General features: G+C 32.8%; 13 protein-coding genes and 1 other annotated feature. All 13 genes read left to right on the forward strand.

What is annotated here, in order from left to right; genetic code table 11:
- Positions 1-307: 307 nt before the first annotated feature.
- Positions 308-949 (forward strand): sugar transferase, encoded by a 642-nt coding sequence (locus tag CYJ72_RS09330; protein WP_284630896.1) that lies wholly within the window; start codon positions 308-310, stop codon positions 947-949.
- 23 nt (positions 950-972) lie between these two features.
- Positions 973-2,094, forward strand: coding sequence for a UDP-galactopyranose mutase (gene glf, locus CYJ72_RS09335; protein ID WP_284630897.1), 1,122 nt, complete (start codon positions 973-975; stop codon positions 2,092-2,094).
- A gap of 4 nt (positions 2,095-2,098) precedes the next feature.
- Entirely contained in the window at positions 2,099-3,529 is a 1,431-nt protein-coding gene (locus tag CYJ72_RS09340) for an oligosaccharide flippase family protein (RefSeq protein ID WP_284629538.1), read from the forward strand.
- Between the two features lie 21 nt (positions 3,530-3,550).
- Positions 3,551-4,549 carry a glycosyltransferase family 2 protein gene (locus CYJ72_RS09345; RefSeq protein WP_284629540.1) on the forward strand — a complete coding sequence of 333 codons (999 nt, stop codon included), beginning with the start codon at positions 3,551-3,553 and terminating at the stop codon, positions 4,547-4,549.
- Between the two features lie 9 nt (positions 4,550-4,558).
- The gene (locus CYJ72_RS09350; protein WP_284629542.1) at positions 4,559-5,602 is read left to right on the forward strand and encodes a glycosyltransferase family 4 protein; all 1,044 of its coding nucleotides are present in this window, start codon (positions 4,559-4,561) and stop codon (positions 5,600-5,602) included.
- A 1-nt stretch (position 5,603) separates the two neighbouring features.
- Complete coding sequence (locus CYJ72_RS09355) at positions 5,604-6,590, forward strand: glycosyltransferase family 2 protein (RefSeq protein ID WP_284629544.1); 987 nt, start codon at positions 5,604-5,606, stop codon at positions 6,588-6,590.
- Positions 6,591-6,669: 79 nt separating this feature from the next.
- Positions 6,670-8,976: a C39 family peptidase gene (locus tag CYJ72_RS09360; RefSeq protein WP_284629546.1), complete on the forward strand. Its 2,307-nt coding sequence runs from the start codon at positions 6,670-6,672 to the stop codon at positions 8,974-8,976.
- A 129-nt stretch (positions 8,977-9,105) separates the two neighbouring features.
- The gene (locus CYJ72_RS09365; protein WP_284629548.1) at positions 9,106-10,161 is read left to right on the forward strand and encodes an acyltransferase; all 1,056 of its coding nucleotides are present in this window, start codon (positions 9,106-9,108) and stop codon (positions 10,159-10,161) included.
- 207 nt (positions 10,162-10,368) lie between these two features.
- Positions 10,369-11,151 carry a DUF4422 domain-containing protein gene (locus tag CYJ72_RS09370; protein WP_284629550.1) on the forward strand — a complete coding sequence of 261 codons (783 nt, stop codon included), beginning with the start codon at positions 10,369-10,371 and terminating at the stop codon, positions 11,149-11,151.
- A 453-nt stretch (positions 11,152-11,604) separates the two neighbouring features.
- Positions 11,605-12,456 carry an LCP family glycopolymer transferase gene (locus CYJ72_RS09375; protein ID WP_284629551.1) on the forward strand — a complete coding sequence of 284 codons (852 nt, stop codon included), beginning with the start codon at positions 11,605-11,607 and terminating at the stop codon, positions 12,454-12,456.
- Between the two features lie 82 nt (positions 12,457-12,538).
- Positions 12,539-12,801, forward strand: a binding site (T-box leader).
- Positions 12,802-12,878: 77 nt separating this feature from the next.
- Complete coding sequence (locus tag CYJ72_RS09380; protein ID WP_066126302.1) at positions 12,879-14,531, forward strand: peptide ABC transporter substrate-binding protein; 1,653 nt, start codon at positions 12,879-12,881, stop codon at positions 14,529-14,531.
- Positions 14,532-15,082: 551 nt separating this feature from the next.
- Positions 15,083-16,021, forward strand: a complete 939-nt coding sequence (opp3b, locus tag CYJ72_RS09385; RefSeq protein ID WP_066126299.1) for an oligopeptide ABC transporter permease — start codon at positions 15,083-15,085, stop codon at positions 16,019-16,021.
- A complete protein-coding gene (locus CYJ72_RS09390; RefSeq protein ID WP_284629555.1) occupies positions 16,021-17,088 on the forward strand; it encodes an ABC transporter permease in 1,068 nt (355 codons plus the stop codon). The genes opp3b and CYJ72_RS09390 overlap by 1 nt, the downstream gene beginning before the upstream one ends.

A 17,088-nucleotide genomic window follows, 5' to 3' on the forward strand; every position in this document is an offset into this window, starting at 1 on the left:
TCACAAATATCAAAGACAAAACCGTTACTTTATGATAGATTGTAATAATTAGGTGTTATCGGTTGTGTTTGTTTTATTAATTAATTTATAATTAAATTATTTTATGGATAACAAAATTCGAATTAGCTAATAAAACATTAAGAAAACCATTAAAGTTATAGAGTGTAAATTGACTTAATTACCGAATATGTTACTATTTAGAATAATGAAATAAGAGAATTTGAAACATAATTATAAGATAAGGGAGATGCTGTTATTGGCTGAAGGGGTTTTTCAAACGCAAGTCAATAATCCGATACAAAAACATATGGATGTTGATATAATAAAATTAAAAGCCAAACGTAATTATTTTAAGGTAAAAAGAATAATTGATATCATAGGAAGTGGCTTAGGGATAATAGTGCTAATTCCGATTTATTTATTAGTGGCTTTGGCGATTAAAATAGAGAATCCAAAAGGACCAATTATATTTACACAAACCAGAGTGGGACTTAATGGGAAATTATTTAAAATGTATAAATTCCGTTCGATGATGGTAAATGCCGAAGATTATTTGAGCGATCTTTGGGAACAAAATGATATGGATGGATTAATGTTCAAAATGAAAGAAGACCCACGAGTAACACCAGTCGGAAAAATCATTCGTAAATTTAGTTTAGATGAATTACCACAATTGTATAATGTATTAATCGGAGACATGAGTTTAATTGGACCAAGACCACCATTGGTTTATGAGTATCAGGAGTACAATGACTATCATAAACAGAGATTATTAGTTCAACCAGGATGTTCTGGACGTTGGCAAGTGACAGGGCGTAATGAGGTAACCTTTGATGAGATGGTTGAAATGGATATTAAGTATATTAATTCAATTAGTTTAAAACAAGATATAGTATTAATTTTAAAAACAATTTCTGTTATGGTATTTCCAAAAAATGATACTTGGTAAATCACAGAAAGGATAGGAGAGACATAAATTTGTTTGATTATTTAGTTGTTGGATCGGGTCTGTTCGGCTCGGTCTTTGCTTATGAAGCTGCTAAACGTGGCAAGAAAGTAAAGGTAATTGAAAAAAGAAATCATATTGCAGGCAATATCTATACGGAAGCAATAGCAGGGATTCAAGTGCATAAGTATGGGGCGCATATTTTTCACACTAACAACAAAGAAGTTTGGGATTATGTCAATCAATTTGCTGAGTTTAACCATTATGTGAACTCGCCGATAGCCAATTATAAAGGTGAGATTTATAATTTACCTTTTAATATGAATACTTTCAATAAATTGTGGGGTGTAATCACTCCTAGCGAAGCAAAAACAGAAATTGATCGTCAAATTCAAGAATTTCAACAGGAACATGGCAAACAGCCGGCTAACCTAGAAACACAAGCGATTTCTTTAATAGGCAAGGATATCTATCAAAAACTTATTAAAGGTTATACGGAAAAACAATGGGGCCGCGATGCGAAAGACTTGCCGTCTTTCATCATCAAGCGTCTACCGGTTCGTTATACTTATGACAATAATTATTTTAATGATATTTATCAAGGGATTCCGATAGGTGGTTATACTCAAATTGTAGAGAAAATGTTAGACCATCCGAATATTGAAGTGCATTTAAATACGAACTTTTTCAATGATAAAGAAACGTTAGAAGCGGAGGCTTCAAAAGTAGTCTACACCGGTATGATTGATCAATACTTTGATTATCAGTATGGTGTCTTAGAATATCGCTCTTTACAGTTTGAACATGAAGTATTAGATACAGAGAATTATCAAGGCAATGCGGTCGTTAACTATACAGATCGTGAAACCCCTTATACACGCATTATCGAACATAAGCATTTTGAATTTGGTAAGCAAGAAAAGACGGTCATTACCAGAGAATATCCTAAGGAATGGCAATTGGGTGATGAACCGTATTATCCTGTCAATGATGAAAAGAATACGCAACTCTTTAAACAATACCGTCGACTTGCGCAAGCACAGACAAAAGTCATCTTTGGCGGTCGATTAGGAATGTATCAGTATTACGATATGCATATGGTCATTAATGAAGCATTGAATGCAGTAAGAAAAGAATTTAAGGATTAAAATCGTGAAATTAATAAAGAATTATTTGTACAACTTAATTTATCAAGTATTTGTACTGATAGTCCCTCTTGTTACAGTACCATATATATCAAGAGTTTTAGGAGCATACGGGGTTGGTATTAATGCATATACTAACTCCGTTGTTTCTTACTTTATACTTTTTGGTAATTTGGGTGTTTTAACATACGGTAATCGTACAATTGCTTATTCTAGAGATGATAAAAAAGCTACGACTCTTAATTTTTGGGAGATTACACTGTTAAGACTGATAACAGTAAGTATCTCTGTATTGGCTTATTTAATATTTATTTCTAAAACAGGAGATTTGAAGGGAGCTTTTCTAGCACAGTTGCCACTTTTAATTGCGAGTATATTTGATATCTCGTGGTTTTTCATGGGGATGGAAGAGTTTGATAAAACGGTCATTCGTAATGTTTTAGTTAAATTAGTCAGTTTAGGACTAATATTTTGGCTTGTTAAATCAAAAAACGATACTATTGTATATATTTTGATTTTAACAGTTTCTCAATTACTAGGAAACATATTATTATGGCCATACCTAAAAAGATACCTAATAAAGGTTCAATTTAAAGAGCTGAATTTAATAAAACATTTATTACCGGCTATCCAATTATTTATACCGCAAATTGCGATACAGGTTTATGTAGTGGTCAATAAAACAATGTTAGGGAATATTGCAGGGGTAAGTGAAACTGGTTTTTTTGATAACGCGGATAAAATTGTGAAGATTTTATTAGCAGTAGTAACAGCTACTGGTGTGGTCATGTTGCCTAGAATGGCTAACGAATATGTTAAAGGCAAAATGGAAACTGTCACTCAATATTTAAATTATTCAATTAATTTTGCCAATTTAATAGCTTTCCCATTGACTTTTGGCTTGATAGGGGTAGCTAAGGAATTTTCATTATTATTTTTTGGAGCAGAATTCTTAGGTATAGAGTCAATCTTGATGGTTCTCTCATTAGTAATCATTGCGATATCATGGAGTAATGTAATAGGACAACAATTTTTATTGCCACTTAATAAAATGACTGGATACACTGGTTCTGTTTTTTTTGGAGCGATAATTAATATATTATTAAATTTAATTTTAATACCAAAATATTCTGTTATGGGTGCTGCTATTGGAGCGACAGTGGCAGAATTTTCAGTTACTTTTTATCAATTAGTATATGTTCATAAATTAATTCCAGTTAAATTGTTATTTACAGATTTGTGGAAATATATTTTAAGTAGTGCAGTCATGTTTTTCGTAGTCAAATTATTAGGGAACTATTTTACTGGCGTGAAGGCTTTAATTATAATGACATTAATAGGTGGACTAGTGTATAGTCTATTAATTGTTCTATTACGACCAATGATTATTCAGATCATTCAAGGTAAAGCGATAATGGTCATTAAAAAGAAGAGATAATAATAGTGAGGAAGTGAAAAGTTGGAAAAGTTAATTTCAATTGTTATCCCAAGTTACAATAGTGCAAGTTTTTTACCTGAAACAGTACCGACCTTTGTAAACATTACAGAATCTGTACGACATATGGTTGAGGTTATCATTGTTAATGATGGTTCAACAGATAATACATTAGAAGTAGCTAACGAACTGGCTACTCAATATCCAGATATTGTGCGGGTAATTGATAAAGAAAATGGTGGACATGGTTCAACAATAAACGCTGGAATTAAGAGTGCACTTGGGAAGTATTTTAAAATCGTTGATGGCGATGATTATGTAGATTCAGCAGAATTTGAAAGATTAATTCTATTTTTACAAAATAGCGATGTTGATCAAGTCATTACTCCTTTTGTAAAAGATTATTTTAATGAAGAGAAAAAAGAAATTATTGATTTTGAAAACGTAGAATCAGGTAAAGAATATACTTATGATGAATTTTTATCATTAGTGGGTCGGATTCCTGATATGCATGCAGTTGTTAATCGTACTGAATTATTAAGAGAAAATAATATACAATTATCAGAACATTGTTTTTATGTCGATATGCAATACAATGTTTTCCCAATGCACCTAATTAATAAAGTAGCTTATTTTGATACACCAATTTACCAATATCAATTAGGAGACGAAAATCAAAGCGTAAGTCTACAAAATTATTTCAAAAATACGAAGATGCATCAACATGTTATTGATAGTTTAATAAATTATCAAGCTACGAATAGTGATAAACTATCAAACATTCAACTTCAATTATTAAATAAATTAATTTCTGCTTTAATAAGTATACAAATCAATATCTTTTTATATGATTCAAATATAAGAAAAAGTCAAAAACAATATGAAGATTATATGGAAAAAATTAAAAACAAACATCCTTTTTCATATAACAACCCAGATGGTAAAAAAGCAAAAATTTTAAAACATTTTCCATTCATGTATTTTTTGATGGCAAAACTTTATCAAATTCAAACAAAAAGTTAAGGAGTTAGCATGAAATCGATAAAGAAAATAGCAATTGTAGGACAATTAGGGGATCCTAAGACGGGACTAGGGAAAGCTATAAATGATTTTAATCGTTATGCGATTGAAAAGCTAGGCAATAAGAATGTTTCAACAATTGATATCATCAACAATAAAAGATTTATTGTTCATATTTTAAATATTATAACGTGTAAAACGGATGCGTTTTATTTTACACCAGCGGGTTCACTTGGAGGTCACTTAAGGGATATCGTTTATTTATTAATGATGATTTTTAGAAATAAAATAATTATTTTACATTTTCATAATAGCCATTTTGGCAAAGTGATTAGTTCGAATCGATTACTATTATGGATTAATCAATTTATCTTTAAAAATGTCGATCGTATAATCATTCTAGGCAATAAACAAAAAAAAATGTTTAATAAATTGCAAATTCCTGACAATAAATTCAAAATTATTCGAAATGGGATTGATTCATATCTTTTTATTGATGAAAGCATATTTAATGAAAAAGAAGGAAAGAATATTATCTATTTTAGTAATATGAAAGTTGAGAAAGGGTACTTGGAAGTCCTAGAAGTTGCAAAGAAAATGATGAACACACCCTATCATTTTTATTTTTCTGGTAAGTTTTATGACGAAGAAAAAGAAAATGAGTTTAGAATGGAAATTGAAAAATTTAATAATGTTACCTATATCAATGGTGTTTATGGCATAGAAAAGCGTCAACTATTAGAAAAAATGGATATTTTTATTCTTCCCAGTAATTTTAAAGATGAAACATTACCTATTTCAATGATTGAAGCGATGGCTTGTGGACTTTATATTATTACAACAGATGTTGGTGTGATATCAGAAGTGATTATACCGGATACCAGCTACCTTTTACCAGATAAGACGTCAGAATCTATTATAAATGCAATTCAACAAATCCCCAAGAATTTGTCGTATGAAAAATACCAAATAAAAACCTTAAAGCAGAAATATAATCAAGAGACAATATTAGAAACAATATTGAATACAGTTGTAGAATGTCGAAATGAGGAGTAATATGGAAGCGAATCAGTCAATTGCGGTTGTTGTACCCGTGTATAATATGCAAGAACGCTTAGAAATTTGTTTAGAGTCCATTTTGAATCAGACATATTCGAATCTGGAAATAATTTTAATTAACGATGGTTCATCGGATGATAGTCCTAATATATGTGAAGAATATTCAAGAAAAGATTCACGTATAAAAGTTATTCATCAAGAAAACCAAGGTCTTTCAGCAGCTAGAAACCGTGGAATACGAGAAAGTATTAGTGATTATTTAGTTTTTATTGATAGTGATGATTACGTGGGAGAACATTATGTTGCAAATTTAGTATTTGCTCTCAAAATGAGTGATACGCTATTAGCAAGTTGTCAATTTAAAAAAACGAACCGAAATAATCTTGAACAAAAACAAAAATTAGAAGATAACAAAGCAATTAAGATTATCTCATCACAGGAAATGTTATATAAGATGTTATATCATGATGAAGCTGAGGTTTCCGCATGGGATAAAATTTATCATCGTAGTTTATTTAATCAATTAGAATTTCCATATGGTGAAATCTATGAAGACATCGCAATTATGCCAGAAATCGTTAAAAGAGCAAAAAAAGTAGCTGTCCATCCGTATACAGATTATTTTAATTACATGTCGGAAAATAGTATTCAACGTTCACAGTTTAGTGAGAAAAAAATGGTGTTAATCAGAAATATTGATCGTATTTATCAAGACACTATCACTCAAAGAGAACCTAGTTTAATAAAAGCCGCAACGTATCGTTATTGTGATATCTTAATTGAATTTCTTTGTCAAATTAATTCTAAGGAATTTCCAAATGAAAAGAAAGCAATGTGGTCTAAAATTGTTTCATTGAGAAAAAATGTTTTAAAAGACAATCATCCAAATGCTAAAAAAGTAAAAATAGCAGCAATCCTATCCTTTCTGGGCTATGGACCACTAAAATCACTTTATCATTTGCAACAAAGATTAAAAAAACATTAAATAATCAAGGAGTATTTGATTATTATCCGAATGATTTATATAATATGGGTAATAATTTTAAATTTATTGGAGAGATAAAATGAAAATAGAAAATGTCAAGAATGGAATGGTCAACCGTTGTTTGATCACATTAGTGAGCGTTGCATTCTCATCTGTCATGCTATTATCAAGTATTTCAGCAGTTTCTGCAGAGGAGAATCCCGTTTTATCTGAAAGTGTTAATTCAGATGTAAGTCTATTGGAACACGTTGAAACGACTCAACAAGCCTTACCGAATCCGGTTGAAACGGTCGAAGAAGCAGTTGAATCACCTGAGGAAGAAGTATCAGTCTCAGAAGAAACTTTTGCTGAAGAAGAAACGACTGTAGATTTTTCACCAGATTCCAAGGAAATGGATGAAACAACCGAGACTCTAATTGAATCACCAACGGAAAAACTTATTGAAACAACAGTCGAAATGACTTCTGAAGAAACTGAACAATCTGAATCTTCAGTGAAAGAAGAGGTAAAAATCCCAACCCCTCTTATAATGAATCCTGAAAAAACAGTTAAAAACGGTTATGTTTCCTCAGAAAAGAAATATTATAAAGATGGTGTTGTGGTTACAAATGCATGGACACAGGATACCAAGACAGGAGATTGGTATTTTTCTAATGCTAAAGGAATTGTTGAACAATCAGCTACTCAAAATGGCTATCAAATTAATGGTGTGCCTCAAAAAGATAAACATCTTTCAATTTATGGGACTAGTTACTATTATGATTTAAAAGGGCAATTGTTAAGAGATAGTTTAGCATATAGTGAATCTATGATGGCTTGGTTTAAATCTGGAACCAATGGTGTATTGAATTACGAAGTAACACCATGGGGTCATTATGTGAATGGTGTACAACAATTTGATGTATTAGCTAAAGTAAATAACTTAGAATACTATTTTGAACCCCAAAAATGGAGCGGCACTATGGCTGTTAATAAATGGTCCTATAGTCCAAGCAAAGAATCATGGTACCATTCTAATATCAAGGGTGAAGTGGAACAATCTGTGACACCACAAGGCTATACCAAAAATGGAGTAGTTCAAAAAGATAAGCATATTTCAATTGGCGGGATAGCAAGTTATTATTTTGAATCAAATGGAAAAATGTCCCGTAATAAAACATCGCGTAGCGAATCTATGAATTCATGGTTTAAATCAGCTCCTAATGGAGTGTTGACTTATGAGATAACGCCATGGGGTCATTATGTGAATGGTGTACAACAATTTGATGTATTAGCTAAAGTAAATGACTTAGAATATTACTTTGAACCTCAAGGATGGAATGGCGCTATGGCTGTTAATAAATGGGCCTATAGTCCAAGCAAAAAATCTTGGTATCATGCTAATATTATGGCCATTATCAACAAGAAAGTTACTCCAAATGCTTACACAGTTGATGGTGTTATTCAAAAGGATAAGCATATTTCAATTGATGGAATTGCTAGTTATTATTTTGAATTAGATGGAAAAATGTCTCGTAATAAAACATCTCGCAGTGAATCAATGAACGCTTGGTTTAAGTCAGCACCTAATGGTGTTTTAACATATGAAGTAACGCCATGGGGGCACTACGTAGATAATGTTCAGCAATTTGATATAATTGCCAAAATAAACAATAAATCATATTATTTTGAACCGAAACAATGGAATGGGACGATGGCTACAGGAAAGTGGTCATATAGTCCAAAAACGAAATTATGGTATCTTTCAGATTCAAGTGGCGTTGTTACCCGTAAAGATAAATATGGTGCAAAGTTGCCATCTCGAGTAGTATTAGATCGTGGTCAGTGGACAATGTACATGCTCTATCAAGATGGCTGGGAATCTGGTTGTTGGTTAAGAACAGCTGCAAGTGGAATTAATTCAGCTGGAGGAAATCAGTCACCGTTTACTCTAATCAAGCATATTAAGCGAACAGATGATCCACGTACCGGTATGCTAAGTCACCCGTCTGTTGTTAACAATTGGAATTTAGGTGGTGCATATTCAGCTATGTGGCCTGAGGCTTTAGTTCCAGTAGTCAAGAAGTTTGTTCCAAATGCGGCAGATATGACAGGAGCCTCTTTTAATGATATTAAACGGGAATTAGCAAATGGTAATACTGTTCAAATCTATTATGCTTGGGCATCGCCAAATATTCGATTACAAGGATCTAACGGAACAAGTTTCTTAGCAAGTCGCGATTATCATTCAATTTTATTAACGGGATATGATAGTACAGGATTCTACCATCAGGAACATTGGGGAAATCCTCGTAATAATCATTTTAGCTATTCTAAATTACAATGGCAGTTTAATACTTATGGTAAGAAAGCAATTGTTTATCGTAAACAAAGCATTTTACCGTAATTATTGTTAAAAATACTTGTACTATTGATAATTAAAGTAAAATAGGTTGTCATTAGAATTCGAATGAAAGGGAAGGTGAATGTCCAAACATTTATCTTCCTTTTATTTTCTAAACATAGGAGAAATATAATGCGGAAAGTTAATTCATTAAATATAATACGGACTATAGCAATTTATATGGTATTAATTATGCATAGTACTGAGGCTTTATATGACAGTATTGGTTACTCGCAAGAAATAAATAACCACAAAATTTTTCTTTTATTTTATACAGTCGGTAGAATGGGGGTCCCGTTATTCTTATTATTGACAGGATATCTAATGTTAAATAGGGAGAATAATTTTTATCGAGTAAATGGGAAAAATAATTTTTATCAGAAATACTTATTTCCATTATTAATCAAATCACAATTAGGAATCTTATTGCTAATAATGTTTGATTACTATCGAGGTGCCCCCGTCGATTTGTTGGTCAATATCAAACAGTTATTCTTTTTACACCAACTGCCAGGTATTCAAACTTGGTATATTCCAGTTATTTTGGGAGTCTATTTGTTTATCCCAATCATTGCCATAGGGATAAAAAATTATTCAAATAAAATTCTATTTCTATTAATTCTACCAATTTTCGTTTATTATTGTTTAATTTTAGATGTAAATCAAATAATGATGTACAATGGATTACCTACATTCAATTCTCAAGCAAATTTTGATTTTATAGGTTATTATGGGATATATATTTTATTAGGTGCTTTAATTAAGAGAAATTTTGTAAAAGAAGTCCCTCGTTTAATTTTGAATTCTGTATTTTTAATTAGTTTCATGATATTAATTTGGATACAAATTAAAAGTTATGAGATAGGAAATAATTATCGAATCTGGTATAATGACGGACTTCTATTGTTAATCACAGTTCCTCTATTCGCTAGTTTAGAGCGTATAAAAACAGATTTTGGACGTGATGTATTTGAGGTTTTTTCAAAAGCAAGTTTTGGTGTTTTTTGGATTCATTCAATTTTACAAGTAATCATCCGTAATTATCTTTTAGATAGTGTTCCTTTTGTTTTAAATGTTTTATTTTTAAGTACAGTTAATTTAATCATTAGCACGATGATTGTGTCTGTATATTTTAAATTTAAATCTAAAATATCTATATTTAATTTAAAACTATCAATTGATGATTAAATAGATGACGTTGATTAGAAGTTATAAAAAGATTACGGTGAGTAGCTTTAGGTCATAATTTATTGTTATTAATGAAAAAAATGCAATTATAATGAATAGCAATCAGACGATATGTTTAATAATTATTCTGAATTGGAAATAATACTTGTTGATGTCATATTGAAGAAGTGAATTTGAAATATTTAATTAATGCAAAGGTGGTAAAATGTGAAGAATCTTAAAATTTTAATAGCAACGCATAGGGATTGGGAAATGCCTTCAGAATCAATCTACTTACCTGTGCAAGTAGGAAGTAAAGGTAAAGAGAGTCTTGGTTATCAACGGGACGATGAAGGTGAGAATATATCTGAATTAAATCCTTATTTTAGTGAGTTAACAGCATTATACTGGGCATGGAAAAACTTAGATACAGATTATTTAGGCTTAGTTCATTATCGTCGATATTTTACTAAACCTTATTATTCAAAAAAAGCAACAATTGATGAAAGAGTATTGGATGCTCAATCTTTAAAACCAATGTTAGAAGAAACAATCGCATTAGTTCCTAAAAAAAGAAATTATTATATTGAAACATTAAAAAGTCACTATGAACATACTTTAGACGGGACTCATTTGGAAGTAGCAAGAACTATTATAAATGATTTAACCCCAGAATATTTATCGGCCTTTGATTCTGTCATGCGTCAAAGAGGAGGATATATGTATAATATGTTTATTATGTCTAAATCTTTATCAAATCAGTATTGTCAATGGTTATTTCCTATTTTATTTGAATTATTTGAACGTATTGGATTTAATGAGATGACAGCTTTTGAACAACGTTATCCGGGTAGAGTAAGTGAATTATTATTTAACGTTTGGTTAAAGCAAAATAATATTCAAGTAAGAGAAATTCCTTATCATTATGAAGATAAAATTAATTGGTTCAAAAAAGGGTCTAGCTTTTTAAAAGCGAAATTTTTTGGAAGAAAATATACAAAGAGTTTTTAATGTCAAATGAATTATCTAAAGAAGTAGTATAAATGAGTTATAAATCAGAGACAGATGGAAATATGAATTGTTTGTAACGTGAGTTTTTTGCTAATTTACAATCAATAGTAAAATAATTGAAGCTTAGAAAAGTTAGATTTTTTAGTTCAATTCAAGTCGAATTTGACAACGATTGATGTTCTGAACTCGTAACGTCTTAATTAGTGTGATTCTAGACTAAGTAAAAGTTTTATTTGTTTATTTTACAGCGTCGTGGTTAAGAGGTTTAGAACAGGGTCTTGATGATGGGTTTGAGAACTACCTAACTAAGTAGGGGTGGGCAGACGAAGTGAGAATCAATTGATTTTCATCTTCTTGCCCACTCCCTATTTTTATCCAAAGGTTATCATTTCCAATTTGCACATCAGCTCGTTATAATGCTAGTAAGATAAATCAAACTTGGAGGTGTGTACCATGAATAAGCAAACGATATTCAAAATATTAATGGTTATTATTGCCTTATTCGCAGTAACTTTCGGAATCAGACAACTTACCAATCATCCTTTAGAAAGTGAGCCACATTCTTTAGCGACCACACTAGAGCCAGATAGCGAAAAGGTTTTTGGTAAAGATAGCATGATCTTCGCGCTCTATGGCCAATCTAAGGCCCCTGATGGCGAATCTGTAAAATTATTAAACGACTTAGTGCTAGTTTTTTCGTATAATCCCATCAGCAAAAAATCGGTAGTCGTTGCGCTACCCACACAATTATATTTAGAGCGACAAAGTAAAGAACAAGCTCATAAATTGCGTCTAGCTAATGGCGATTCAGAAGCTAAAGTGAGTGAGACTAATCAAGCTGTGCAGCAAGTGATTCAGCTCCCGATAGATCGCTATATTGGCATTGATTTAGATAAGTTTGCTCAGTTTGTTGATGACATCGATGGTTTAACAATTAATGAACAAACACTGTCGGGACCAGAAGTGAAAGCTTATTTACAAGAAAACTTGGAAGACTCGGATACTACTGCCCAATTTAACCGTTTAAAAGAAGTCATCGACGGTTTGATTGCTAAAGTTGCGGCGAGTGATTTAATGTTTCAGCTTTCTTTATTATCAAAGGCCAATAAATTTATGATAGACCATAATTTCGCTTTAAATGAATGGACTAAACTAGCTGAAATGGCCCCGAATCTATTTGGTAATGTTGACTTTATCCCACTGCCACTTGAATTAGATACAATTGATAATGAAACCTATCAAGTGCTAGATAGTACCGATTTAACGGCCATTAAAGACCAACTATCACACAATAATGACGAATAAAACTTTCCTTAAATAAAATTTTTTATCACTTGGTCTTGACAGAAGGGATAATCATCGTTTAAGATAGAAACACAGTTAAATAAGGTTGACGGTGAAGAGATAAGTAAAGGCTAAGTCTTTTAAAGAGAGCTTGTGGTTGGTGTGAACAAGTAAAGTGAGGTTTTGAAAATGGTCTTGGAGTCATGTTGTTATTCGAGCCAATTGGTAAGGGTAACCCGGGGTCTCCCGTTATAGAGAGCGAGTATAAGCTTAAATTCTAGATAAAGCCGTACTCATAGAGGCAATTTTAGTAATAAAATTGTAAAAAAAGGTGGTACCATGGAGTCTATTAACTTCATCCTTTGCGTTGATGCGGGGATGAAGCTTTTTTTATTGCAATGATCTCCAAATCAATAACAAATTAAATGAATTGGAGAGATAATATGTCAAATAAATGGTTAAAAATTAGTGTCGCAGGGTTAGTATTATTACAAAGTCAAGTTGGATTAGTCAGTCAAGTTAATTTCAATCATAGCGAGCTTTTAACGGTGCAAGCAGCTGAAGAACAACAATTGAATTGGACCCAATCTTCGGAGATTACGACTTTAGATTCGGCTAAATCTTATGATACCGTTGCTTTTACAGCGTTACGTCAAGTAGGAGAGGGCTTATTACAAATTGCTACTGATGGTAGTATTCAACCGGCAGGCGCTGAATTACCAACTGTAAGTGAAGATGGATTAACGTATACGTTTAAATTAAGAGAAGATGCTAAATGGTCGAACGGAGAACCTGTCACAGCAAATGATTATTTATATGCTTGGCAACGAGCAATTAGTCCTGATACCGGTTCAGCGAATGCCTATTTATTCTTTGTCATTAAAGGAGCCGAAGCCATCGCCAGTGGTGAAGCTGAACCTGATACTTTAGGCGTTGAAGTGGTGAATGATTATGAATTAAAAGTCACTTTAGAAGAACCTAAAGCTAACTTTTTAAATTATATTACCCATGTCAATTATTATCCACAACATCAAGCTACTGTTGAAGCAGCTGGTGAAGCTTATGGAACTGATAGTGAGCACTTTTTAGGAAATGGGCCATTTACGATTGAAGGGTGGAGCGCCACCACATTAGAATGGACTTATACTAAAAACCCTGAATACTATGGTGCTTCAGATATCCAAACAAGCCAAGTGCACATCGATGTGGTAAAAGATCCAAATACAGCAGTTGAATTATGGGAAGCTGGAGAAATTGATGTGGCGGCCATCTCTGGTAATTTATTAGCTGAGTTCCAAGGTCACGAAAGTTTAGTGAGTTTTCCAGGAGTTTCACATTCTTACATTGAATGGGGTATCAGTTCGAATGAAGCATTACAAAATGAAAATTTACGTAAGGCATTCTCATTAGTCATCGACCGACAAACCTTAACTCAAAATATATTAAGTGGCGGAGCCGAGCCAGTTAAAGGCTTAGTCCCACAAAATGTTGTCTTTAATACAGTGACTGGAGAAGACTATGTTAAAGAACAAAAAGACTACAGTACTTACGATATTGACTTAGCGAAAGAATATTGGCAAAAAGCGAAAGAAGAATTAGGAACGGATACCGTTGAACTTGAATTATTAGTAACGGATAGTGAAGTAACGAAGCAAATTGGTGAGTTTATTCAAGGACAAGTGGAATCTAATTTAGACGGCTTCAGATTAGTCTTAAGACCATTACCAGCGAAAAACCGTTTTGAAGAAATGATGTCATTTGATTTTGATATTGCGATTGGTGGATGGAGTGCTTCCTTAGGTGATGCGGATGAATATTTAGTTAACTTCTTAACCAATGCTGAACATAATCATGCCCAATTCTTTGATTCAGAGTTTGATGCCTTAGTAGCCCAAGCGAATTCGCCAGAAAGTATTGCGAATCCTGAGAAACGCTATGAATTATTACATAAAGCCGAAAACTATTTATTAGATCGCCAAATTCTAGTGCCATTAATTCAAAATAATACCTCTTTATTGATTTCTGATAAAATTGATAATATTGAAGTTAATCCTGATGGTTCTGGCGTTGATTTTACAACGTTAACGTATCAATAAAATCAATTGAATCAATTTAGTTTAATTCCTTTCCTTATTTAATAGTCTTGTATTGGAGTGGCCGTAAGATATAATTATCGGATCAATTATAGTATCTTCAAAGTAGTGTAAAGTCATTAAGTTTCATCTCTAATTGATACTAAGGAATATGGGGTTTCACCATTAAAAGTTACCCAAACATCGACAAGTATATCCGAGAGGTTGAGTGGCATCAAACCACGTCTTAAACAGTTTAGGCATAAGCTCGATAAATTCCATCGGGTTATTGGTCATTAATTAAAATCGCAGTAGTTGAGTGACATCAAACCACGTCTCACGGAGATTGAACAGACGAAGCGAGAATCATTCATTTTCTACTTTTGATTCACTCCCATTATACTAACGCAACTCTTAAGGGGTGGGCCTAGGAAGCTCTCATCATGTGATGGTCGTCTTCTAGCTCACTCCTTAGCTTATGTGTTTTGAAACTGAGAAACTAATCATTTAACAAGGTATAGAATTTCATGTATACTAACAATAGTTTAATTTTATTAAAAGAAAGAGGTGGCTAAATGAATTCGTATGGGAAATATTTGTTAAGACGTATTTTTTATATGTTATTGACCTTATTTATTATTATCACAACAACTTTTCTCTTATTACAATTCTTACCAGGGACGCCATTTGCTAATCAAGATTTATTGACTGCAAAACAATTAGAATTATTGAATGAAAAATATGGGTTGAATAAACCAATTTTTGATCAGTATTTGGCATATTTGGGTAATATATTAAAGGGAGACTTTGGTTATTCTTTCCAATTTAATAATTTACCTGTGACCCAGATTATCGCGGATCGGGCTGGTCCTTCGATTCAATTAGGCTTACAAGCGATGGTTTTGGGGACGGTTGTAGGAACGTTTCTAGGTGTTATCGCAGCGGTTAAACAAAATACTTGGATTGATACCTTTACGTCTATTTTCGCTATTGCCGGACGGAGTGTGCCAAACTTTGTTTTCGCTGTTATTTTACAGTTTGTTTTCGCGGTTGTGTTAGAAGTGTTACCGATAGCGTTTTGGCGTGAAGGGTTTAAATCAACCATTTTACCAACGTTAGCCTTATCGATTTCGCCAATGGCGGAAGCAGCAAGGTTTATCCGTACAGAAATGATTGAAGTGTTAAATAGTGATTATATTGAACTAGCTAAAGCGAAAGGTTTTTCTAAATTTTATATTATCTTAAAACACGCTTTGCGTAATGCGTTAATTCCGTTATTAACGATTTTAGGACCAGTGACGGCTGGTTTAATGACCGGTTCATTAGTTATTGAACAAATCTTTTCAATCCCTGGTATCGGTGAACAGTTTACGAAATCTATTTTAGTCAATGATTATCCAACGATTATGGGGATTACGATTATGTATTCGACTATTTTAATTGTCATGATTTTAATCGTTGATATTTTATATGGAATCATTGATCCAAGATTAAGAATGGGAGGGGGTAAATAATGGCGAAGGCTTTATTAGATTCAAAATACAATGAAGAATTATTAGCGAAGCTATCGATAGATGAACAATTATTAACACCTGACCACCGCCAAACACGACAAGAGAGTGAAAAAATCCATGCGCCATCGTTGAACTTCTTACAAGATTCGTGGCGACGCTTGAAGAAAAATAAAGGGGCGATGGTTGCCTTATTTGTTGTATTATTCATTGTGCTCATCGCCATCCTGGCGCCATTGATTGCACCGGCTTCACCGTATGCTCAAAATCCAGCCCATGCCAACTTAGCACCTAAAATTCCGGGATTAGAGTGGACGACGTGGTTTGATGGTAAAGCGATGAGTCGTGGTAAGAAACTCATCGATACTTATGAGAAAGCCAATATCCCTGCCGGCACCTATTATTATTTAGGAACAGATTCTTTAGGCCGTGACTTATTGTCACGTATTTTATATGGGACACGGATCTCACTATTAGTGGCTTTTGTTGCGGCTTTAATTAACTTAGTATTCGGGATTATTTACGGCTTAGCTTCTGGCTGGTTAGGTGGCAAAGTCGATACCTTTATGCAACGTTTATTAGAAGTGTTATCAGGGGTACCGAATTTAGTCATTGTCGTCTTAATGTTATTAGTCTTAAAACCAGGCTTAATTTCAATTATTATTACGATTGCCTTAACGTCGTGGATTACTATGTCACGGGTTGTCCGTGCCCAAACCTTACGTTTGAAACAAACGGAGTATGTTTTAGCGGCACAAGTATTAGGCCAACATCCGATTAAAATTATGTTGAAACATATTCTACCAAATATGATCGGGATTATTATCGTGCAAGTGATGTTTGCTTTACCAAGTGCGATTTTCTTTGAAGCCTTTTTAAGCTTTATCGGAATCGGTATTCCCGCACCCGATGCCTCCTTAGGAACCTTAATTAGTGATGGCTATAAGACCTTCCGTTTCTTACCGCATTTAATGTGGTATCCAGCTGCAATCATTTCGGTCTTGATGTTATCCTTTAATTTATTAGCGGATGGGCTACGAGATGCCTTTGACCCTAAAATGAAAGAGTAG

Source organism: Globicatella sanguinis (genome assembly GCF_002847845.2).
GTDB lineage: Bacteria > Bacillota > Bacilli > Lactobacillales > Aerococcaceae > Globicatella > Globicatella sanguinis.

Excerpts from the sequence above, each read along its gene's own strand:
- CYJ72_RS09330 (WP_284630896.1), top strand. The coding sequence starts at position 308 with ATGGATGTTGATATAATAAAATTAAAAGCCAAACGTAATTATTTTAAG.
- CYJ72_RS09350 (WP_284629542.1), top strand. The coding sequence starts at position 4,559 with ATGAAATCGATAAAGAAAATAGCAATTGTAGGACAATTAGGGGATCCT.
- CYJ72_RS09355 (WP_284629544.1), top strand. The coding sequence starts at position 5,604 with ATGGAAGCGAATCAGTCAATTGCGGTTGTTGTACCCGTGTATAATATG.
- CYJ72_RS09360 (WP_284629546.1), top strand. The coding sequence starts at position 6,670 with ATGAAAATAGAAAATGTCAAGAATGGAATGGTCAACCGTTGTTTGATC.
- CYJ72_RS09365 (WP_284629548.1), top strand. The coding sequence starts at position 9,106 with ATGCGGAAAGTTAATTCATTAAATATAATACGGACTATAGCAATTTAT.
- CYJ72_RS09375 (WP_284629551.1), top strand. The coding sequence starts at position 11,605 with ATGAATAAGCAAACGATATTCAAAATATTAATGGTTATTATTGCCTTA.
- CYJ72_RS09380 (WP_066126302.1), top strand. The coding sequence starts at position 12,879 with ATGTCAAATAAATGGTTAAAAATTAGTGTCGCAGGGTTAGTATTATTA.
- opp3b (WP_066126299.1), top strand. The coding sequence starts at position 15,083 with ATGAATTCGTATGGGAAATATTTGTTAAGACGTATTTTTTATATGTTA.
- CYJ72_RS09390 (WP_284629555.1), top strand. The coding sequence starts at position 16,021 with ATGGCGAAGGCTTTATTAGATTCAAAATACAATGAAGAATTATTAGCG.